The organism is Rudaea sp. (assembly GCF_047601565.1).
In the GTDB taxonomy this organism is placed as follows: Bacteria; Pseudomonadota; Gammaproteobacteria; order Xanthomonadales; family Rhodanobacteraceae; genus Rudaea.
In genome coordinates, this window is record NZ_JASGIY010000001.1 from 185,911 (window position 1) to 205,861 (window position 19,951).

The window sequence follows — 19,951 nt, forward strand, 5'->3', positions numbered from 1 at the left end:
ATTCAAGGGAAGCCGAGCAACCCCCATCGACGTCATTCCCGCGAAAGCGGGAATCCCTCTTGATCTTCGGCGGTTTGAGACAAAGCAAAATGGATTCCCGCTTTCGCGGGAATGACGAACTTGGGATCAACACGAATCCGTGGATTCATGCCGACGTCGAAAGCGCCCCCGAAAGAATCTGCGCCGTCGCCTGCACGACCGGGATCACGCGCTGGTAGGCCATGCGCGTCGGCCCGATCACGCCGAGCACGCCGAGCACGCGCCCCTCGACGCCGTACGGCGCGGTGACGAGGCTGTAGGCGCCGAGCGGGTTGAAGCCCGATTCTTCGCCGATGAACAGGCGCACGCCTTCCGCGCGCGAGCAGCTTTCGAGCAGGCTCAACAGATCGCGCTTGCGCTGGAACGCTTCGAACAGCTCGCGCAGGCTGTCGATGTCGGTTCCCGCCTGCGCACCCATCAGGTTGACCTGGCCGGCGACGAGCATGTCCGCATTGGCCCGGTCGGGGAAAGCCTGACTCGTGACGTCGGCGGCAGCCACCATCAGCTGGTGCAGGCGCGCGCTGGTCTCGCGCATCTCGCGCTTGAGCCGCTCGCGGATCTCGCTCATGCGCAAGCCGGCATAGTTCGCATTGAGGAAGTTCGACACCTGTTCGAGCTCGCTCGGCGAATAGACATGCTGCGTCGCGATCACCCGGTTCTGCACTTCGTTGTCGGCGAACACGAGGATGACGAGCACGCGATTGCCGCCGACCGCGACGAAATCGATGTGCCGGAACGGGAATTCCTCGCGCTTGGGCACGGTGACGACGCCGACGAAATGCGTCACCTCGGAAAGCAGCGAGGATACGCCGTTGAGGAGGTCCTGCGTCGCTCCTTGCGTCGGCAACTCGCGGCGCAGCGCGTCGATCTGCGGCTCGTCGAGCGGCTTCACTTCGAGCAGGCTGTCGACGAAGACGCGGTAGCCCTGCACCGTCGGCACGCGCCCGGCCGAGGTGTGCGGCGCGGCGAGCAGGCCGAGTTCCTCGAGATCGGCCATGACGTTGCGGATCGTCGCCGGGCTGACGTCGAGGCCCGAATTCTTCGCCAGCGTGCGCGAACCGACCGGCTGGCCGTCCGCGATGTACTGCGCGATCAGCGCGCGCAGCAACTGGCGCGCGCGCGGGTCGAGCTGTTGACCTGCGGAACGAGGGCCGAAATACGCGGACATGGACGGTGGCGTGGGAAGAGATGCCGACGCTAGCAATGGAAATTCTCTTGGTCAATATGGATTTCCCCCAGCGCCGTTCAAGCCGTCCGCTTTTCGCAGCCGGCCACGGGGGGAGAGCGGTAAACGCCGTCTTTCCCGCCGGCATTTTCAACGCGGCTGTCTTGGCTGGGAGGATTTCGCGTGATAGCGTGCGCGCGCCGAGTCACCCGCGCCTCTGCCATGCTGCAAACGCTGTTCGTCAAGGATTTCGCCATCGTCGGCGAGGCCGAAATCGGCTTCGACGCGGGCCTTACCGTGGTCACCGGCGAAACGGGCGCGGGCAAGTCGCTCATGGTCGACGCGCTGCTGCTGCTGGCGGGCCAGCGCGCGGATGCGGGCGTGGTGCGCGCGGGCTGCGAGCGCGCCGAACTGATCGCCGACTTCGACCTGGGCGACGCGCCGGCGGCGAAGCAGTGGCTGACCGACGAGGAATTCGACGAGGGCGACGGCTGCCGGTTGCGCCGTGTGATCCGCGCCGAGGGCGCCTCGCGCGCCTGGATCAACGGCCGCCCGGCGACGCTGGCGCAAATGCAGGCGCTGGCGGAGCGGCTCATCGAAATCCACGGCCAGCACGAGCACCAGGCGTTGCTCGACAAGGCCAGCCAACTCGCCCTGCTCGACGCGTTCGGCGGGCACGCCGCACTGTTGCAGCCGGTCGCCGCGCTGGCCGCGCGCTGGCGCGCGATCGACGCGCGCACGCGTGAGTTGCAGGGGGAACACGATCATTCCGAACGCATCGCGCTGCTGTCGCACCAGGTCGAGGAACTCGATCGCCATGCGCTGGGGCCCGCCGAGCTCGACGCGCTCGACGAGACGCACACGCGACTGTCCAACGCAGGCAGCCTGATCCAAGGGACGAGCGCGCTCGCCGAACTGCTCGACGGCGACGGCGAATTCAGCCTGCTGCGTCTGACGCACCGCGCGCGAGGCGAGCTTGCTCGCCTCGCGCAAACCGACGCCGGACTCGCCGCGACCGGCGACTTGCTCGATGCCGCCGCCGTGCAACTCGACGAGGCGAGCGCCGCGCTCGCGCGCTATCGCGACGCGCTCGACCTCGACCCGGACAGGCTTGCCGAAACCGAGGCGCAGATCGGCAAGCTGCACGAACTGAGCCGCAAGCATCGCGTGCCCACCGCAGGACTGAAGGCCCACGCGCAAACGCTGCGCGAGGAACTCGAAACGTTGCAGGGTGCCGGCGCCGCGCTCGCAAAACTTGAACGCGAACGCATCGCCGTCGAGCGCGACTACGCCACGGCCGCGGCGAAACTGTCGGCGGCGCGCGCCGCGACCGCGAAAACGCTGGGCGCGAACGTGAGCGCGTTGATGGGCGAACTCGGCATGGCCGACGGCCGCTTCGACGTGCAGATCGAGCGGCTGGAAAAGATCGCGCCCGATGCGCAGGGCGCGGAGCGCGTCGAATTCCTCGTCAGCGCCAATCCGGGCCAACCGGTGCGCGCACTGCGCCGCGTCGCGTCGGGCGGCGAGCTGTCGCGCATCGGCCTCGCGATCGAGGTCGCCGCGCTCGGCAAGGATGGCGCGAGCGCCGATGCGGTCGCAACCATGGTGTTCGACGAGGTCGACACCGGCATCGGCGGCGCGGTCGCCGAAGCCGTCGGCCGGAAACTGCGCCGGCTCGGCGCACATCGCCAGGTTCTCTGCGTGACCCACCTGCCGCAGGTGGCCGCGCAGGGTCACCGCCATCTGCGCGTGGCCAAGTCGAGCGACGGCAAGAGCACGCAAACGCAGATCGACCCGCTGGACGGGAAAGCGCGCCGCGACGAAATCGCGCGCATGCTCGGCGGCCTGACGATCACGCGTGAAACGCTCGCGCATGCCGGGCAGATGCTGGAAAGCGCGGGCACTGGAGAGTAAGTATCCCCCGGCAAAGCCGGGGGCTTTATTGATGTGAGCCGCTCAAAGCGGCTTGTGCGGGGACGCTAACGCGGCCCCGCGTTCTTTGGCACCTGTCGGTGCCAACTCAGCGCCACAGATTCAACCGATCCATGCGCTTGTCCTCGTGCTCCTGATTTTGAATGTAGGCTCGTATCTGCGTTTCATCCCGACCTACCGTCGAAACGAAATACCCTCTCGCCCAAAAGTGCTGGCCCTGAAAATTCCGCTTCCGCTCTGCGTACGTACGCGCCAGATGAATCGCGCTCTTGCCCTTGATGTATCCCACCACTTCCGACACCGCGTACTTCGGCGGTATCGCCAAAAGCATGTGGACGTGATCCGACATCAGATGGCCTTCTTCTATCCGGCTCTCTCTTTGCCTCGCCAACTGCCGGAACACCTCTCCAAGATGCTTGCGTAGCTCCGCGTACAAACTCTTTCTTCGACACTTCGGGATGAATACCACGTGGTATTTGCACTCCCATTTTGTGTGGCTCAAACTCTCATACCCGTCCATCGGGACTCTCCGTTTCGTGTGCTTGGCGGCTCACGCCCGGAGTGTTTCCGATGGACTCCCGTAAATGTCAAACTGTCACTGCCACCCCGGCAAAGCCGGGGGAACTCCTATAGTTGTTTAGGGGCACGGAGTTTTGGCAAAGCCGTTCCCCCCGATTCCGAATCCCGAATCAGGGCTTCTTTTTCTTCGCCCGCACGTACAGCACCAGCGAGTGCTCCTCGATCGCGTAACCGTGCTTGTCGGCGATCTCGCGCTGCAGGCGCTCGATCTCGTCGCTGACGAATTCGATCACTTTTCCGGTATCGAGGTCGACCATGTGGTCATGATGTTTGCCGCGGTCGATCTCGTAGACGGCCTGGCCGCCCTCGAAGTTGTGCTTGCTGACCAGCCCGGCCGACTCGAACTGGGTCAGCACGCGATAGACCGTCGCCAGGCCGATCTCGTCGTCGTGCTCGATCAGGCGACGATAGATGTCCTCGGCGGTGAGGTGCTTGCCGTCGGAAGCTTCGAGGATTTCGAGGATGCGCATGCGCGGATGCGTCACCTTGAGGCCGGCCTTGCGCAGATCTTGGGTTTCCATATGAGTACCACCTGAATGCCGGACACGACGCGCGCGCCCTCGAGAACCGGGTCCTAGTGTATCATCGCCGGGTTTCCGCTCCGACCCGCATGCCGATGAACCAGGCCAGCACAAACCGAATCCTTCCCCAATGGCCGCGCGCACTCGCGTTGGCCGCTCTCGCATTCGGGCTCGGCGCCTGCAATCCGATCTACCAGCTCGACATCCAGCAGGGCAATCTGTTCAGCAAGACCCAGGTCGAATCGCTCAAGCCCGGCATGAGCAAGCGCCAGGTGATGCTGACCATGGGCAGTCCCTCGGTGGTCAATCCGTTCCAGCAGAACCGCTGGGACTACATCTCCACGTTCCGCCGCGGCAACGGCCGCATGGAGACCAAGGACCTGGTCCTCTACTTCGACGGCGACAGCCTGACGAAGACCGACGGCGACTACTTTTCCGAAGACCCGGTAGAACTGATCCGGCTCGCGACCAAGTACAAGCGCCAGTATCCGGACGACAAGCGCTCCGACGAAGACAAGAAGAAGCAGGAAGGCGGCGGGGACGACTCCGGGACGTGATTTTTGCGGTCGCCCTTGATCGCGAAGATCAAAAAGCGACCGTCTCTGGCCGCACTTTAAGTTGTCTTTGCGATCGTCCATGATCGCGAAGATCAAAAAGCGGCCGTCCTTGGCCACACTTCTCAAATGGATTTTTGCTTTTCGGCGCGGCGGCGACGTGCCTGTCTGGGGTCGATTCTGAGCGGACGGTAGAGTTCGATGCGGTCGCCATTGCGCAGCGGCGCATCGGGCGTGACGATGCGGCCGAATATGCCTATCGACGCCGGTTCGAAATCCGCAGGCAGCGCATCGCGAATGCCGCAGGCGCGGATCGCCTCCCCGACTGTCGCCCCGCAGGAAACGATGGCGTGGCGCGCGACGGACCGCACAGCATCGGCATAGACCACTTCCACGCGGATCGTCGCGGATGCGGGCGACTCACACATGTTCGCGGTCCGCCTCGCGGCAGAATTCGTCGACCATGCGGTCGGCGAGCTTCTGGAATCCCGCGCGCAACACCGGGCTCATCAGGCCGGAATAATCGAAGTCGAGCGCGAGCGCGATCTTGCAGCCGGCGTCGCCGAGCGGCACGAACGTCCACGCGCCCTGCAACGCGCGGAACGGACCTTCGACGAGCTGCATCGCGATCCGCCGTGGCGGCTCGAGCGTATTGCGCGTGGTGAAGCTTTGCGTCATCGCGCCGAGGCGCAGATCGAGGCGCGCAATCAGGGCGTCGGCCTCGCGCGCGAGCACCCGCGCACCGGCACACCAGTCGAAGCGGCGCGGATACGCCTCGACCTCGTTGACGAGGTCGAACATGCGCGCGCAACTGTGGCGCACGATCGCGCTGCGGCGGATCCGGATCGTCATCCTCGCACGCGTCCCTGATCGCAAAAGTCGAAAAGCGGCCGTTCCTGGCCGCATTTTTCAATAACTGTATACAATGCGCGTTTTCGCATTCGACGATTCTAATGCGTGGCGCTCACTTCCGCACCGGAGCGCAATACGAAAATCATGGCAAAAGACAACAAGAAAACCGATTCGACCATCGCGCTGAACAAGCGCGCGCGACACGAATACCATATCGACGAGCGCTACGAGGCCGGCATCGCCTTGCAGGGCTGGGAAGTGAAGAGCCTGCGCGCCGGACGCATCAGCATCGTCGAGGCCTACGCGATCGCGCGCAACGGCGAGATCTTCCTGTTCGGCGCGTCGATTCCGCCGCTGCTCTCCGCTTCGACCCACGTTGTCGCCGAGGACAAGCGCACGCGCAAACTCCTGCTCAACCGTGCCGAGATCGACAAGCTCGTCGGCGCCGTCGAACGCAAGGGCTACACGCTCGTGCCGACGGCGATGTACTGGAAAGGCAACCGCGTCAAGGTCGAACTGGGCCTCGCCAAGGGCAAGCAGGATCACGACAAGCGCGCCGCGGAAAAGGACCGCGATTTCGCGCGCGAAAAACAGCAGGCGATGCGGTCGAAAAACCGTTTCGCCTGAACAGGCGCTCACGCGTGCCGTTGAATACGCGGCCCGCGACCCAATATAATCGAGCGACCAGCGTTTCTTCCCGGGGGTGACATGGCTTCGACGGGGATATCGAAATCGCCTGGTGCATGCCGAGGGGGCAGCTTTCCTCGTTAATCCAGCCGCAAACTCTTAGTTGCCAACGACGACAACTACGCTCTGGCCGCTTAAGGCCTAGCCCCGAACCCGCTTGTGTCCGTGCTCGCCGGTGTAGGGTCACTATCACGGAATCGCTGATGATCGCCGCCAGTCGGCCCTCGGCTAACTCCTAACTGGCTGGTCCCACGGTGTGCTTCGCACGTCGTGTTGCCGCGGGACGAGACCAAACGGCGAGCTATGCATGTAGAGCCAGGGACGTAGTGTCTTCGGACGGGGGTTCAATTCCCCCCACCTCCACCAATTTGATATCACTGGATATCACGCAACATCCAAGAAACCGCGCTACGGCGCGGTTTTTTGTTGCTCGAAGTTCCGTGAACATACCGGAACATCACTTGTCATCACTCAATTCTGTTGGTACGTTTGTCGGTATCCGATACCCGCAAACGGGGCGTACCAACAATGCTCACACCATCCGCCGTCCAGAATGCTAAGCCGCGCGCCACGCCGTACAAGATGGCCGACGAGCGCAGCATGTTCCTGCTCGTCACGCCGTCGGGCGGTAAGTTGTGGCGGTTTGCGTACCGTCGCCCCGGCAGCGGAAAGCAAAATCAGTTGAGCCTTGGTAGATATCCTGACGTGAGCCTCAAGCGCGCGCGAGAGAAGCGCGACGAAGCACGTAGGCTGCTCGCCGATCGCCGATGGAATCGACCCCGGCGACAAGCGGAAAGCCGAAGCACTTGCGAACGCGGATACCTTCGAGGCCGTCGCGCGCGAGTGGTTTGCCAAGTTCTCGACCAAGTGGGTCAGGAGCCACGCCGACAAGGTACTCGCCCGACTCGAGAATGACGTGTTCCCGTGGCTGGGCGGCAAGCCCATCGCCAAGATCATCGCACTAGACTTCTTGGGCGTCCTGAAAAGGATCGAAGCGCGCGGCGCCATCGAAACCGCACGCCGCGCCAGCCAGAACTGCGGCCAGGTCATGCGCTACGCCGTAGCTACCGGACGCGCGCCACTTGACCCCACGCCGAGCCTGCGCGGCTCACTCACGCCGTGGAAGCCCGAGCACTACGCCAGCATCACGGATCCGAAGAAGTACGCCGAGCTATTGCGCGCGATCGACGGCTTTACCGGAACGCTTCCCGTGAGGTGCGCCCTGCGGCTGTTGCCGCTGGTGTTCACTCGCCCCGGCGAACTGTGCGCCGCCGAGTGGGCCGAATTCGATCTGGATGAAGCGGTGTGGAACATCCCTGCCGAGCGCATGAAGCTGCGCCTGCCGCACGTCGTCCCGCTCGCGCCGCAAGCCGTGGCGATCCTGCGCGAGCTGCACCCACTGACCGGCCGCGGCCGCTACGTGTTCCCCGGCGCTCGAAGCTCGAAGAAGCCGCTCTCCGACATGGCATTGAATGCCGGCCTGCGCCGCCTCGGATTCGACAAGAGTACCTTCACGGCTCACGGCTTCCGTGCCGCCGCGCGCACGATCTTGGACGAAGTACTGAACTACCCGATCGACCACATCGAGCACCAGCTCGCGCACGCCGTCAAAGACGCCAATGGGCGCGCCTACAATCGCACTGCTCACCTGCCCGCGCGCCGCAAGATGATGCAGGCCTGGGCCGACTACCTCGACAGCTTGCGCATGGGCGCGAACGTGATCGTTATTAACGAAAGGCGCGCGTTTCGTTAATAATTAGCTGAGCTATTCACGCGACTGAGAACAAGCAACCATGAACCGCGGATCGACCGGGCAGTACGAAGTCTCGAGCACGAGCGGGGAAACCGTCCGTGCGTTCGTTCCCGCGCCGCTGCCGCCGCTGCCGGCCCTCGACCTCACCGGTGGCCGGCAACGCCTGCTGGAAAGGGCGCTGCTCGCCTGCGGCCGGCTGGATGGCGTCACGGCCCTGCTGCCCGACCCCGACCTGTTCCTGTACGCCTATATGCGCCGCGAGGCGGTGCTGTCCAGCCAGATCGAGGGCACGCAATCGTCGCTGTCCGACCTGCTGCTGTTCGAGTTGAACGAAGCGCCCGGCGTGCCATTCGATGACGTGGTCGAGGTGTCCAACTACGTCGCCGCGTTGGAACACGGCATGGCGCGCATGCGCGGCGGCTTCCCGCTGTCGAACCGCCTATTGCGCGAGGTACACGAACACCTGCTCGCACGTGGGCGCGGCGCGAACAAGCTGCCGGGCACGTTCCGCACCAGCCAGAACTGGATCGGCGGCACAAGGCCCGGCAACGCGCAGTACGTGCCGCCCCCACCGCAACAGGTCGAGAGCTGCATGGCCGCGCTCGAAGTATTCGTCCACGCCACCGACGACGGCCTGCCGGCGCTGGTACGCGCGGGCCTGGCGCACGTGCAGTTCGAGACCATCCACCCGTTCCTCGACGGCAACGGCCGCGTCGGCCGACTGCTGATCGCGCTGATGCTGTTCGACGCCCAGGTGCTCGCGCAACCGCTGCTGTACCTGTCCCTGTACCTCAAGCAGCACCGCGCCGAGTATTACCGGCTGCTCGACGCCGTGCGCGTCGACGGCGATTGGGAAGCTTGGCTCGACTTCTTCCTCGAAGGCGTGGCAACGACTGCGCAATCCGCCGTCGACACGGCGCACCGGCTACTGGCCCTGTTCCGCGACGACGCCGCGCGCGTGCAGTCGCTCGGTCGCGCCGCCGCCAATGCCCTGCGTGTGTTCGATGCGCTGCGCGCGCGACCGTTGACGACGCTGAACGCCCTGGTCGAGCGCACGGGCACGAGCTATCCCACCGTCGCGCGCGCGATCGAATCGCTGGAAAAGCTCGGCCTGGTGCGCGAAATCACCGGCCGCAAGCGTGAGCGCGTGTTCGCCTACGGGCGCTATCTCGACATCCTCAACGAGGGCACGCAGCCCTTGTGACCCGAATCGCCACGGCTAGGCCGGCCAGCCGAACGCGGGAAACCTTCACCCGCTGCCGTGGTGTCCTCTTGAAGGGCGCTGAAGGTGTACGCGATGGGCTCGATCTCAATTACTCGACCGCGGCCAGACGTTTCGACTGATAGCGAGTTGAAAGCCAATCTGGCCGATATGCGGAAGGTGCAGAAGTGAGGCGGCGCCAATCGCAGTGACTTGTTTCGGTGGTATGTGGCCGACGCCGCATTGCAGTCATTTGGAGGTGTAGGAACGTGCGCGCTAAAAACCTTCAGACCGGTGGTGAATTACCTACATGGTTTTGCCCAGATCGATACATGGGTTTAAGCAAATTTTCATTTGCGCAATGGAATCGTGAGTTGAGAAAGAGATTACACATCTCTGAGTTGCTGAATCAGCGTGAAGTCAGTAGCAATGCAGAGGTGTGCGACAAGAAATTGCAAGATCACTTCAGCGCGTTCGATAATCTTGAGAAAGGACCTTTTTACTTCGTTAATGAAATGTTTGCAGTTTCGCCTTCGCTGCTATCTGGTACAGCGGCGATTGTCCACGACATGACGGTCTTGGAAGTGCTGCATTTGGCACACTTAGTTTCATTAAAAATTCCATTGGCTGCATCCTCCTTCTCCGCGATCAAACAAGGTGAATCTTCTACACCAGAGGATTAGGGGGTATTCTACGAAAAAATCACGGACAACAATAAAGGCTATCTCAGCGTCGACCTGTCACGCACCCGCGCGGAGTTAATAAGAGATTTCGGGAAATGGCTTGATGAAAAAAAGCCTGGTGCAAATTCGTTGAAAGAGAAGAGAGGCTTGACCGATATAGAGGTGAAAAATTGGGTTGAATTGGCTGTGCTTCCTGCAGTCGATCTTTGTCAGTGGGCCAAGTGGAAACACAGCGAGATCAATCAATTCAAGGCATTGGTATCGAAGTTTTTCGCGACCAGTAGCAAAGATGTTAGAAGTGATCGCATCAAGAAAATGATGCGTGAATGGCTGTCATGGGAAACCCACAGACGCCTGATGCTCGCTCAGCCTCCTGTAAAAGAAGGATCGATATCCCTCTCTACAGGATTGAAAACTTCTATGCTCAAAGCGGTGCTTTCGGACCAAAATTGAACATTCCAATTTTGGCGTGACTTAGTCAGCCGAACACCCCAAAGTCACCCCAAGTCACCGCAGCACCCCGCCGGCCAACTTGAGGTGAAGCAATGGGCAGCAACGCAAAGCAGGTCAACGACAAGATCGTCGATCTTCTCGACGACGACCTCGTCGACGAGACGGAGGCATCGCACCTCCTCGGCAAGATCGGGATTAACACACTTCGCAACTGGCGTGTCCAGAAGTGCGGACCGCCGTTTTTCCGGATTGGCGCAGGTCGCCGCCGCCTAGTTCGTTATCGCGTCGGCGATCTGCGGACGCACCTGGCGTCCTGCCGCATCGAGACGAAGGCACTGTCAACGTAATGGCAGCCTCCTCGCCCACGCTGCAGTTCATGGCGCTTGCGGCCGGCGCAAGTGCGGTCGCGTCGACGCCGCTCCAGCGAGCGCTCGAGTACCTAGCTGCGGCGCGCGCGGAAGTCGACAAGCTCATCCTGGCGGATGACGACGACACGCTCGACATGCGCGTGTACCACGGCGCCAAGCTGCTCGATGACGCCGCCACCCTGCTCGGGGGCGAGCCGTGATGCCGGCCTCCCATTTCCCTGGCTGCGCGCTTGAGTGCGCGGCTCCCACCGTGAGGCGCATAAGTGCCGTGGGGCATCGCCCCGACAACAGAAGGCGCCTCATGTACGAATCCCCGAAACGACAACGCCATCCGGTGCGAGCGGATGGCGCCAAGATCGATGACACGGGCACCCTTTCGGGTGCGGAAAAATATACTCGCCAGAGCCTCGTCGCGCAAGCCGGCGCAGCAATCTGCCACCGCATCCTGAGCGGCACGATCGACGGTGCCCAAGCGCGCCGCGAAACCGCAGCGCTGACTGCCGCCGTCGAGCTGCTCAAGCGCTTGCGCGGCAAGCGCGAGCGGCCGGCGCCGACGAATGACCTGTTCGCGCAGAGCGAGGCCGCCAATGCGTGACTACGGCAAGGTTTCTCCGCAGTTCTGGATCGGCAAGACCGGCAAGCGCCTTCGCGGGAACCTCGAGGCTCAAATCGTGGCGATGTACCTGATGACTGCGCCAGCCGCTTCGATGACGGGCGTCTACTACTGCCCGTTGGTGTCGATCGCGCACGAAACAGGGCTCGACGCGGAATGAGCATCCAAGGGGCTTCGATGCCTCATCGAAGAGGGATTTTGCGAGTACGACGAGGATTCCGAGACTGTTTTCGTGGTCAAGATGGCCGAGTTCCAGATCGGTGACCGACTGGCGCCGAACGACAAGCGCGTCATCGGGCTGCGCAAGGAAGTCGAGAAGATGGCGCCGACCGCATTGCGACGCCGTTTTCTCGATGTCTACGGTGGGAAGTTTTGCCTCGAATCGGCCCCGAAAATCGCAAGCACCTTGAAAGCCCCTTCCAAGCCCCATCGAAGCCAAGATCAGGAACAGGAGAAAAGAAAAGAAGAGTCACCTGACGGTGACTCGTCCACAAGCTCGGGCAAGCCCTCGCCTGCGGACGACTGCCCGCACCAGGCGATCATCGACCTGTACCACGAGGCCTTGCCGGCGCTTCGCCGCGTTCGGGACTGGACGGCGGCTCGTCAGAAGCTCCTGCGAGCTCGATGGCGCGAGAAGGCCGAACACCGCTCGCTGGACTGGTGGCGGAATTTCTTCGGCTACGTCGCCGCATCGGATTTCCTCACGGGGCGCACGCAGAACCGAGGCGGTCGATCGTGGGAATGCGACCTCGAATGGCTGCTGCGGCCTGCGAATTTCGTGAAGGTCATCGAGGGGAAGTACGAGAACTCGGAGTCCGTGGAGGCGGCGCGCGCATGATGCCGACCACCACCCAAGCGACTGTCGCGATCGACGCCGAGCGAGCCGTGCTCGGCGGGTTGATGCTCGTGCCGGAGTCGCTTTCGCAAATCGCCGACTGGCTGACCGAGTCCGACTTCGCGCGCGAGAACCATCGCCTGATTTTTCGGGCAATCGCCGACCTCGCCGGCAAGGGCCAGCCGTGCGACGCGGTGACGCTCGCCGACTGGTTCGAATCGAACGGCCTCTCCGAGCAGGCTGGCGGCTCGAGCTACGTGATCGAACTCGCCAACTCGACGCCGAGCGCGGCGAACATCGTCGCCTACGCCGAGATCGTGCGCGAGAAGTCCAGGCTGCGGCAGGTGCAGGACATCGGCTCGCGCCTGATCGACGCCGCCGGCACACGCGGCGCGAATGCGGGCGACGTGGCTGCGACCGCGATGCACGCGCTGAGCGAGATGCAGGCGACGCGGGCGCGCGGCGGATTGCAACCGGCAAAGGCGCTGCTGCGCGGCGTGATGACGGACCTCGCCGAGCGGTACAACGCCAGCCCCGGCCTGCGCGGCCTGCCGACGCCGTGGGCCGAGTTCAACCGCGTGACGGGTGGCCTGCGGCCCGGCGTGGCGTACGTCGTCGGCGCGCGCCCGAGCATGGGCAAGTCGATCTTCGGCGCGAACGTCGCCGCGTTCAACGCGCTGCGTGGCGAGCGCGTGGCACTGTTCTCGGCGGAGATGACGGCGGGCGAGATGCTGACGCGCATGATCGCCGCGCACGGCCAGATTCCGCATACCTGGCTGGACGCGCCGAACAAGGCCGACGCCGACAAGGAGATCCACTGGTCGCGGTTGACCGCCATTTCCACGCGCCTCGCCCAGAACCACTTGCACATCGACGACACGCCGGCGCCGACCATTGCGCAGATCATGGCTCGCGCGCGCCGTGCGCACTTGCAAGCGCCGCTGAGGCTGATCGTGATCGACCACCTGCACGACCTCGGCTTCGGCCGCGGCGACAACCTGCGCATCGAAATCGGCCTGGCGATGCAGGGCGCGAAGACGCTGGCGAAGGAACTGAGCATTCCCGTCGTGGTGCTGGCGCAGCTCAATCGCCAAGTGGCCGGGCGCACGGACAAGCGGCCGACGCTGACCGACCTGCGCGAGTCCGGCGAAATCGAGCAAAAGGCCGACGTGATTTTCTTCCTGCATCGCGAGGACTACTACGACCGCGACACGCACCTGCGCGGCGTCGTGGAACTGATTCCCGCGAAGGGTCGCAATCTGCGGCTCGACAAGATCATCTACCTCGCCAACCGCTTCGACCAGATGCGCCTTGACGACTGGCAGGGACCGTTTCCCGAGAAACCGGCAGTCGCGCCGAACGCGCAGCGGGCCGTGCGTTCGCGCGGCCTCGAATACAGCAGTCACCGAGCGTGAGCACGAAGACGGCCAGGATCGCGACGCCGCTCCCCGGCTTCTGTGACGCCTGCGGGCATTCGTTCGCACCGAGCGAGGACGTGCACGAGTTCGTGTTCACGCCGCTCGGTGGTTCCTTCGTGGCGCAGTACGCGACGTGCTTCGAGTGCCACCAGATGCGCGAGCCAGGTGCCGTGTCGGCACCGCCGACGCGCGTGCGGGTCAGCGGGCCGCCCAAGTTCAACTGGTCGAACTCGACCTGCCGGAGCAACAGCGCGGAAGTGCGCTGCACGCCGGAGATGGGCGAATTCCTCGCGCGCTCGGCGATCAAGGTGCGTTTCCCGGAGGACGTTGCCGCATGACCAACGGATACACACCCCCAGCGTCAGGCCGCTTGTGCGAACGGCGTGATCTTCTTCAGAGTCTTCTTCATGTCTCGATCGCGCTTTGCGGTCTCGGTGTCGAAGTCGGCCTGCAGGCGCAACCACCAGCCGTCCGACAAGCCGAAAAACTTGCACAGGCGCAGGTCCGTGTCGGCGGTGATCGACCGCGTACCCTCGATGATCTGGCCGATGCGCTGCGCGTGTACGCCGATCTCCTTCGCCAGGCGGTAGTTGCTCATGCCGAGCGGTTTCAAGAACTCCTCGACGAGCATTTCGCCCGGCGAGACGTGCGGCACACGACGCGCGCGCGCTTCGATGACGTCGCTGAAATCCACACGGGACAGGTCTTGGATTCGGATGCTCATGCTCGGTTCCTCTCAGTGGTAATCGACAATCTCGACATCAAACGCATCGCCGTCGCGCCACACGAAACACACGCGCCATTGCTGGCTAATCCGGATGCTGTGCTGTCCCTTGCGATCGCGCTTGAGTGCTTCGAGCTGGTTCGCGGGAGGTACACGCAGGTCGTTCAATGTGCGAGCAAGGTGCACCTGCTCCAGCTTGGTACGTGCTCGCTTGCGCAAGTCGGGCGGCAAGGACTTCACCGGCAGGCCGACGAATGCGGCGGCTGTGGCCTTGTCCTTGAATGTCTTGATTGCCATGCGCAAATAGTAGTGCGTAGCGGTAATAGTGTAAAGAACTATCAAAAGTGCTTGACAGCCGATTCGTGCGGGAGTAATGTGCGCTTCAAGGAGCCTAGAAACTCCGAGCACAGCGGTACCCGCACCCGTCAGCCTTGCGGTTTTTTTGTGCCCGTCTTTTCGTCATGGCGGGGAGGGCGGCGGCCATGCAATACCCGTAAGGGAAAATCCGCCCGCCGACTGTGCTCGGTTTCTAGCCTCCCCGCCGCCATGCGGGCCGCGCCTAGAAACGCTCCCGTGTGGTTCTCACAACCTCGCACAGGAGTTTGCCCATGAGCACCACCAAGGCCGCGCGTGCCTCAACCGCGCAACAGAAAGCCCTCGCCATACCAGGCGCGAATGTCCCGCTTGCGCCGCTCCCCAACCACGAGCCGCAGGAATACCGCTGCTCGGCAATCGTGTACGTCCGGCAACACCAGGGAACCCTGGCCGCGCGCGTCGGGGAGTTGTGCGTCGGGACTTTCTCCGACGCGGACAAAGCGTGGGAAGAAGCACGCGCCCACTGCGACAGCCTCAACGGCATCGCCTATACCGTCAAAGTGCAGCAGCAGGGCGCGCCCGCAACCCAGGGCCAGACGCACCCGCATGCCCGCAGGTTGATCCAGGCGACCCAAGAATGGGCGCAGCAGAACTTGACCGCGGAACAGGCGAAGGTCGTCAAGGACGCGATGAAAGCTCTCGACGATACGCTGATGACCTGCTGGACAGAGGTGGACGAGGCGTTGTGCCCCAATCAAGCCGCCTGGGCTTATCGGTTCAGCCAGGCGGCTTTTTCGTGCCTTGGGCATGGATCGGCTATATCGGGCATCGTTTGAGGGGGATTTCCCCGCATCCTTCGGATCGCAATCGCACGACCCGTGATCGAGCGCGAAGCCGATGGCGATAGCGCGATCGAATACACCGGCTTCGGCGGCCAGCCGAACACCCGGCCATGTGGATGCCCGGACGCAAAGCGGATTTGCACGCACGGGCACGCCTCGTTCAGACTTCGCAACTGCCCGCTTTCGGGCTGCATCCGTCCGGAACGAAAGCCACTATGCGCCTGCGCGACTGCCACAACTTCCACGACTTCCGCCGCATGGCCAAACGCCGTCTGCCCGGCCCGATCTTCGACTACATCGACGGCGCGGCCGACGACGAGGCGACCTATCGGCGCAACACTGCGAGCTTCGAGCAGTGCGATCTGGTGCCGAGCGTGCTGCGCGGCGTCGAGCACGTCGATCTGTCGGTCAGCGTCATGGGGCAGAAACTCGCGCTGCCGGTGTACTGTTCGCCAACCGCGTTGCAGCGGTTGTTCCACCACGAGGGCGAGCGCGCGGTCGCGGCGGCGGCGGGCAAGTTCGGCACGCTGTTCGGCGTCTCCTCGCTCGGCACCGTGAGTCTGGAGGAAGCGCGCCGGCTCGGCGGCGGCGGTCCGCAGTGCTACCAGTTCTATTTCCACAAGGACCGCGGCCTCAACCGCGCGATGATGGCGCGCGCGAAGGCGGCCGGGATCGAGATGATGCTGCTGACCGTGGACAGCATCACCGGCGGCAACCGCGAGCGCGACAAACGCACGGGCTTCTCGATTCCGTTCCGGCTCACGCCCGGCGGCATGGCGCAGTTCGCGCTGAAGCCGGCCTGGGGCATCAACTACGTCACCCACGAATCGTTCAAGTTGCCGCAACTCGCCGAACACGTCGACATGGGCGGCGGCGCGATGTCGATCAGCCGGTATTTCACCGACATGCTCGATCCGGCGATGAACTGGGACGACGTGGCGCAGATGGTGCGCGAATGGGGCGGCCAGTTTTGCCTCAAGGGCATCATGTCGGTGGCCGACGCCGAACGCGCTGCCGACATCGGCTGTACCGGCATCGTGCTGTCGAACCACGGCGGTCGCCAGCTCGACGGTTCGCGCACGGCGTTCGACCAGCTTGCCGAAGTGGTCGACGCGGTCGGCGATCGTGTCGACGTGATGGTCGACGGCGGCTTCCAGCGCGGCACGCACGTGCTCAAGGCGCTCTCGCTCGGCGCCAAGGCGGTCGGCCTCGGCCGCTATTATCTTTTTCCGCTCGCCGCTGCGGGCCAACCCGGCGTCGAGCGCGCACTCGAACTGATGCGCGCCGAACTCGAGCGCGACATGAAGCTGATGGGCTGCACTTCTATCGCGCAGTTGTCGCGCGCGAACCTGCGCTTTCGCTGAAGGCTCTCCGAAAGACCTACTTTCGACGTCATTCCCGTTTGACGTCATTCCCGCGAAAGCGGGAATCCATCTTGATCTTCGCCGCTCCTGCAAAAGCGAAAACGGATTCCCGCTTTCGCGGGAATGAGACGTCTTCTGAAGGTCGTTCTACAGCAATCCGTAGCGCCGCACCATCCAGCTCTTCACGAACTGCGTCAACAACACATAAGCGACGAGAATCGCGGCGAGGATCGGCCACCAGAACGTCGGCAGCGGCGAGAAACCGAACCACGCACCGATCGGCAGCGCTGTGAGCAGGATGCCGACGAGACAGATCACCGCGCCGGCGACGGTGAGCGGCAGGCTCGCGCAGCTTTGCAGGATCGGGATTCTGCCGGTGCGGATCACGTGCACGATCAAGGTCTGCGAGAGCAGCGATTCGATGAACCAGCCGGTCTGGAACAGGCCCGCATGCGCGGTCGTGTTCGCGCCGATCACGAACCAGAGCGCGGCGAAGGTGACGTAGTCGAAGATCGACGAGATCGGGCCGATGCCGAACATGAAGCGCGCGATGCCCTTCAAGTCCCACTGGCGCGGCTTGGCGAGATATTCCTGGTCGACCTCGTCGGACGCGACCGCCGTTTGCGAAAAATCGTACAGAAGATTGTTGAGCAGAATCTGCACCGGCAGCATCGGCAGGAACGGCAGCAGGATCGACGCGCCGATCATCGAGAACATGTTGCCGAAGTTCGACGACGCGGTCATCTTGATGTACTTGAGGATGTTGCCGAACACCTTGCGGCCTTCGAGCACGCCCTCCTCGAGCACGAGCAGGCTCTTTTCGAGCAGGATGATGTCGGCCGATTCCTTGGCGATGTCGACCGCCGTGTCGACGCTGATGCCAATGTCGGCCGCGCGCAGCGCCGGGCCGTCGTTGATGCCGTCGCCCATGAAGCCGACGACGTGGCCGTCGCGATGCAGCGCCTCGACCACGCGCACTTTCTGCTGTGGGTTGAGGCGCGCGAACACGGGCGTGTCGCGCGTGGCAAGCATGAGCTCCTCGTCGCTCATCGCCTCGATCGCGGGCCCGGTCAGCCATTTGTCCACGTGTATGCCGACCTGGCGGCAGACGTTGCGCGTGACCGTGTCGTTGTCGCCGGTGAGAATCTTCACGGCGACGCCGTTCGCGCTGAGCGCCTCGATCGCCGCCGCGGCCGAGTCCTTCGGCGGGTCGAGGAAGGCGACGAAGCCCATCATCGTCAGGTCCTTCTCGTCGTCGCGCGAATAGGCGGCCTTCACCTCGATCTCGCGCACGCCGAGCGCGAGCGCGCGGAAGCCGTCCTCGTTCATTTCCTGCGCGACGGCCTTCACCTCGCCGAGGTGCTGCGATGTGAGCGGCTTGTAGTCGTCTTCGAACGCCAGACTCGAACACACGGCCAGCATTTCTGCGACCGCGCCTTTGGAGATGATGAAGTGCTTGCCGGCTTTGTCCTTGACGATCACCGACATGCGCCGGCGCGTGAAGTCGAACGGCACCTCGTCGACCAGCGTGTACTCGGCGTGCAGGTGCTGCACGGTGTCGGCATCGACCGCGTCGAGCACCGCCTCGTCGAGCAGGTTGCGCAGGCCGGTCTGATGGTAGCTGTTGAGCCAGGCGTATTCGAGCACGCGCGTGTTCTCGTCACCATAGATGTCGGTGTGGCGTTCGAGGATGACCTTGTCCTGCGTGAGCGTGCCGGTCTTGTCGGTGCACAGCACGTCGATCGCGCCGAAATTCTGGATCGCATTGAGGCGCTTGACGATGACGTCCTTCTTCGCCATCTTCAGCGCGCCCTTGGCGAGGTTGATCGCGACGATCATCGGCAGCATTTCCGGCGTCAGGCCCACGGCCACCGCGACCGCGAACATGAACGCCTCGAACCAGTTGCCCTTGGTGACGCCGTTGATCAGGAACACCACCGGCACCATCACCGCCATGAAGCGGATCATCAGCCAGGCGAAGCGCGACACGCCCTTGTCGAAACTCGTCTGCACGCGCTGGCCGACGAGCGAGCCCGCGAGCGCGCCGAAATAGGTGTTCGCGCCGGTCGCGGCGACGACCGCCGTCGCGCTGCCCGAGACCACGTTCGAACCCATGAAGCACAGCGACTTCGCCTCGAGCGCATTCGGCGCGTTCGGGTCGGCGGCAGCGAACTTCTCGACCGGCATCGACTCGCCGGTCAGCGCCGACTGGTTGACGAACAGATCCTTTGCGCCGATCAGGCGCAGGTCGGCCGGCACCATGTCGCCTGCCGAGAGGAACACGATGTCGCCGGGCACGAGGCCGTCGATCGGCACTTCGACCTTCCTGACCGCGCGCACCATCTCGATGTCGTCGTCGCTGTCCGCGACCACGCCATCGTTCGGCGCTTCCTCGACTTCGCGTTTCGCCGTCGCCGTGTTGCTGACCATCTTGCGCAACTGCTCGACCGCGTTGCCCGAGCGCGCTTCCTGAAAATAGGCGACGAACACGGCCATGACGACCATCGCGAACATGATCGCCGCGCCGATGCGGTCGCTGGCCTCCTCGCCCGTGAACCAGGTGATCAGCGCGAGCGCGGTCAGCAGGATATTGATCGGATTGGTGACGAAGCGTTCGCCGATTTCGAGCAGAAAAGGTTTTTTCTTTTCCTGCGCGACGACGTTGGGCCCGTATTTCTCCAGCCGCTCGGCGACCTGCTCCGCATTGAGCGGCTGCCCGCCCGGATTGAGCCTGTTCAAAGCATCGTCGGGGCTCAGATGAGCGAGCGCGGTCAGTTCGGCGGCGATGCGCGCCGCCGCTTCGTTCTTGGCACCGTTGCGGCCGTTGCCGCCGATCAACACCGCTGCGATCGAGAATTTCAGCATGAAGGGCTTCCCGTCAAACAAATCGCACGAAATCAGGCAACATGGCCCGACTTCATGACAGATCGGCGACGGGGATGCCCGCAAAGGGCGCTGGCGTCGGCAAGCTATCCGCAACGGGATAGCGCACCGCAAGGGGAACTATCCGCGTGGAAAAGTCGGGTTGGCTGCAGTGGAGTTTCTACTGCAAG

At 63.6% G+C, this 19,951-nt stretch carries 25 protein-coding genes, 1 other RNA gene and 1 pseudogene; 19 read left to right on the forward strand and 8 right to left on the reverse strand.

Going from position 1 to position 19,951, the window contains the following annotated elements; genetic code table 11:
- Window positions 1–145 precede the first annotated feature (145 nt).
- Window positions 146–1,207, reverse strand: coding sequence for a heat-inducible transcriptional repressor HrcA (gene hrcA, locus QM741_RS00745; RefSeq protein WP_415205854.1), 1,062 nt, complete (start codon window positions 1,205–1,207; stop codon window positions 146–148).
- A 219-nt stretch (window positions 1,208–1,426) separates the two neighbouring features.
- Between hrcA and recN the strand changes: the two genes are divergently transcribed.
- Window positions 1,427–3,118 carry a DNA repair protein RecN gene (gene recN / locus QM741_RS00750; RefSeq protein WP_415205855.1) on the forward strand — a complete coding sequence of 564 codons (1,692 nt, stop codon included), beginning with the start codon at window positions 1,427–1,429 and terminating at the stop codon, window positions 3,116–3,118.
- Window positions 3,119–3,224: 106 nt separating this feature from the next.
- On the opposite strand, the gene tnpA is transcribed toward recN, so the two are convergent.
- Window positions 3,225–3,656 carry an IS200/IS605 family transposase gene (tnpA, locus tag QM741_RS00755; RefSeq protein ID WP_415205856.1) on the reverse strand — a complete coding sequence of 144 codons (432 nt, stop codon included), beginning with the start codon at window positions 3,654–3,656 and terminating at the stop codon, window positions 3,225–3,227.
- Window positions 3,657–3,825: 169 nt separating this feature from the next.
- Window positions 3,826–4,236: a ferric iron uptake transcriptional regulator gene (gene fur / locus QM741_RS00760; protein ID WP_415205857.1), complete on the reverse strand. Its 411-nt coding sequence runs from the start codon at window positions 4,234–4,236 to the stop codon at window positions 3,826–3,828.
- Window positions 4,237–4,385: 149 nt separating this feature from the next.
- Between fur and QM741_RS00765 the strand changes: the two genes are divergently transcribed.
- The gene (locus QM741_RS00765) at window positions 4,386–4,793 is read left to right on the forward strand and encodes an outer membrane protein assembly factor BamE (RefSeq protein WP_415205858.1); all 408 of its coding nucleotides are present in this window, start codon (window positions 4,386–4,388) and stop codon (window positions 4,791–4,793) included.
- Between the two features lie 122 nt (window positions 4,794–4,915).
- Here QM741_RS00765 and QM741_RS00770 read toward each other — a convergent pair whose 3' ends face one another.
- Both QM741_RS00770 and QM741_RS00775 read right to left on the reverse strand, forming a co-directional pair.
- Window positions 4,916–5,185 carry an RnfH family protein gene (locus QM741_RS00770; RefSeq protein ID WP_415205859.1) on the reverse strand — a complete coding sequence of 90 codons (270 nt, stop codon included), beginning with the start codon at window positions 5,183–5,185 and terminating at the stop codon, window positions 4,916–4,918.
- Window positions 5,186–5,210: 25 nt separating this feature from the next.
- Entirely contained in the window at window positions 5,211–5,642 is a 432-nt protein-coding gene (locus tag QM741_RS00775) for a type II toxin-antitoxin system RatA family toxin (protein WP_415205860.1), read from the reverse strand.
- Between the two features lie 144 nt (window positions 5,643–5,786).
- On the opposite strand from QM741_RS00775, the gene smpB reads away from it, so the two are divergent.
- From smpB to QM741_RS00850, 15 genes and pseudogenes are all read left to right on the forward strand, one after another.
- On the forward strand, window positions 5,787–6,269 hold the full coding sequence (gene smpB / locus QM741_RS00780) for an SsrA-binding protein SmpB (RefSeq protein WP_415205861.1): 483 nt from the start codon (window positions 5,787–5,789) through the stop codon (window positions 6,267–6,269).
- A 72-nt stretch (window positions 6,270–6,341) separates the two neighbouring features.
- Window positions 6,342–6,695: a transfer-messenger RNA gene (ssrA, locus tag QM741_RS00785) on the forward strand.
- A 216-nt stretch (window positions 6,696–6,911) separates the two neighbouring features.
- Entirely contained in the window at window positions 6,912–7,244 is a 333-nt protein-coding gene (locus QM741_RS00790; protein WP_415209048.1) for an Arm DNA-binding domain-containing protein, read from the forward strand.
- Window positions 7,213–7,377 (forward strand): annotated as a pseudogene (locus tag QM741_RS00795) (phage integrase central domain-containing protein); the annotation flags it as partial. The gene QM741_RS00790 and the pseudogene QM741_RS00795, both read left to right, overlap by 32 nt.
- Entirely contained in the window at window positions 7,378–8,082 is a 705-nt protein-coding gene (locus tag QM741_RS00800; RefSeq protein ID WP_415209049.1) for a tyrosine-type recombinase/integrase, read from the forward strand.
- A gap of 40 nt (window positions 8,083–8,122) precedes the next feature.
- The gene (locus tag QM741_RS00805; protein ID WP_415205862.1) at window positions 8,123–9,286 is read left to right on the forward strand and encodes a Fic family protein; all 1,164 of its coding nucleotides are present in this window, start codon (window positions 8,123–8,125) and stop codon (window positions 9,284–9,286) included.
- Window positions 9,287–9,552: 266 nt separating this feature from the next.
- Window positions 9,553–9,966, forward strand: a complete 414-nt coding sequence (locus QM741_RS00810; protein WP_415205863.1) for a DUF6387 family protein — start codon at window positions 9,553–9,555, stop codon at window positions 9,964–9,966.
- A 147-nt stretch (window positions 9,967–10,113) separates the two neighbouring features.
- Window positions 10,114–10,419, forward strand: coding sequence for a hypothetical protein (locus QM741_RS00815; protein WP_415205864.1), 306 nt, complete (start codon window positions 10,114–10,116; stop codon window positions 10,417–10,419).
- Between the two features lie 92 nt (window positions 10,420–10,511).
- A complete protein-coding gene (locus QM741_RS00820; RefSeq protein WP_415205865.1) occupies window positions 10,512–10,766 on the forward strand; it encodes a hypothetical protein in 255 nt (84 codons plus the stop codon).
- Entirely contained in the window at window positions 10,766–10,987 is a 222-nt protein-coding gene (locus tag QM741_RS00825; RefSeq protein WP_415205866.1) for a hypothetical protein, read from the forward strand. Before QM741_RS00820 ends, QM741_RS00825 begins: the two co-directional genes overlap by 1 nt.
- Before the next feature lie 101 nt (window positions 10,988–11,088).
- On the forward strand, window positions 11,089–11,382 hold the full coding sequence (locus QM741_RS00830) for a hypothetical protein (protein ID WP_415205867.1): 294 nt from the start codon (window positions 11,089–11,091) through the stop codon (window positions 11,380–11,382).
- Window positions 11,375–11,560 carry a hypothetical protein gene (locus QM741_RS00835; protein WP_415205868.1) on the forward strand — a complete coding sequence of 62 codons (186 nt, stop codon included), beginning with the start codon at window positions 11,375–11,377 and terminating at the stop codon, window positions 11,558–11,560. Before QM741_RS00830 ends, QM741_RS00835 begins: the two co-directional genes overlap by 8 nt.
- A gap of 72 nt (window positions 11,561–11,632) precedes the next feature.
- Window positions 11,633–12,238, forward strand: a complete 606-nt coding sequence (locus QM741_RS00840; RefSeq protein ID WP_415205869.1) for a hypothetical protein — start codon at window positions 11,633–11,635, stop codon at window positions 12,236–12,238.
- Window positions 12,235–13,650, forward strand: a complete 1,416-nt coding sequence (locus tag QM741_RS00845) for a replicative DNA helicase (RefSeq protein ID WP_415205870.1) — start codon at window positions 12,235–12,237, stop codon at window positions 13,648–13,650. The genes QM741_RS00840 and QM741_RS00845 overlap by 4 nt, the downstream gene beginning before the upstream one ends.
- Window positions 13,647–13,991 carry a hypothetical protein gene (locus QM741_RS00850; RefSeq protein WP_415205871.1) on the forward strand — a complete coding sequence of 115 codons (345 nt, stop codon included), beginning with the start codon at window positions 13,647–13,649 and terminating at the stop codon, window positions 13,989–13,991. Before QM741_RS00845 ends, QM741_RS00850 begins: the two co-directional genes overlap by 4 nt.
- Before the next feature lie 23 nt (window positions 13,992–14,014).
- Here the strand turns inward: QM741_RS00850 and QM741_RS00855 are convergent, their stop codons facing one another.
- Both QM741_RS00855 and QM741_RS00860 read right to left on the reverse strand, forming a co-directional pair.
- A complete protein-coding gene (locus tag QM741_RS00855) occupies window positions 14,015–14,377 on the reverse strand; it encodes a HigA family addiction module antitoxin (RefSeq protein WP_415205872.1) in 363 nt (120 codons plus the stop codon).
- Between the two features lie 12 nt (window positions 14,378–14,389).
- On the reverse strand, window positions 14,390–14,674 hold the full coding sequence (locus QM741_RS00860; protein ID WP_415205873.1) for a type II toxin-antitoxin system RelE/ParE family toxin: 285 nt from the start codon (window positions 14,672–14,674) through the stop codon (window positions 14,390–14,392).
- 311 nt (window positions 14,675–14,985) lie between these two features.
- Between QM741_RS00860 and QM741_RS00865 the strand changes: the two genes are divergently transcribed.
- The gene (locus QM741_RS00865) at window positions 14,986–15,528 is read left to right on the forward strand and encodes a hypothetical protein (protein ID WP_415205874.1); all 543 of its coding nucleotides are present in this window, start codon (window positions 14,986–14,988) and stop codon (window positions 15,526–15,528) included.
- 221 nt (window positions 15,529–15,749) lie between these two features.
- Window positions 15,750–16,898: an alpha-hydroxy acid oxidase gene (locus tag QM741_RS00870; protein WP_415205875.1), complete on the forward strand. Its 1,149-nt coding sequence runs from the start codon at window positions 15,750–15,752 to the stop codon at window positions 16,896–16,898.
- A 147-nt stretch (window positions 16,899–17,045) separates the two neighbouring features.
- Here QM741_RS00870 and mgtA read toward each other — a convergent pair whose 3' ends face one another.
- Window positions 17,046–19,763 (reverse strand): magnesium-translocating P-type ATPase, encoded by a 2,718-nt coding sequence (gene mgtA / locus QM741_RS00875; protein ID WP_415205876.1) that lies wholly within the window; start codon window positions 19,761–19,763, stop codon window positions 17,046–17,048.
- Window positions 19,764–19,951: the final 188 nt, after the last annotated feature.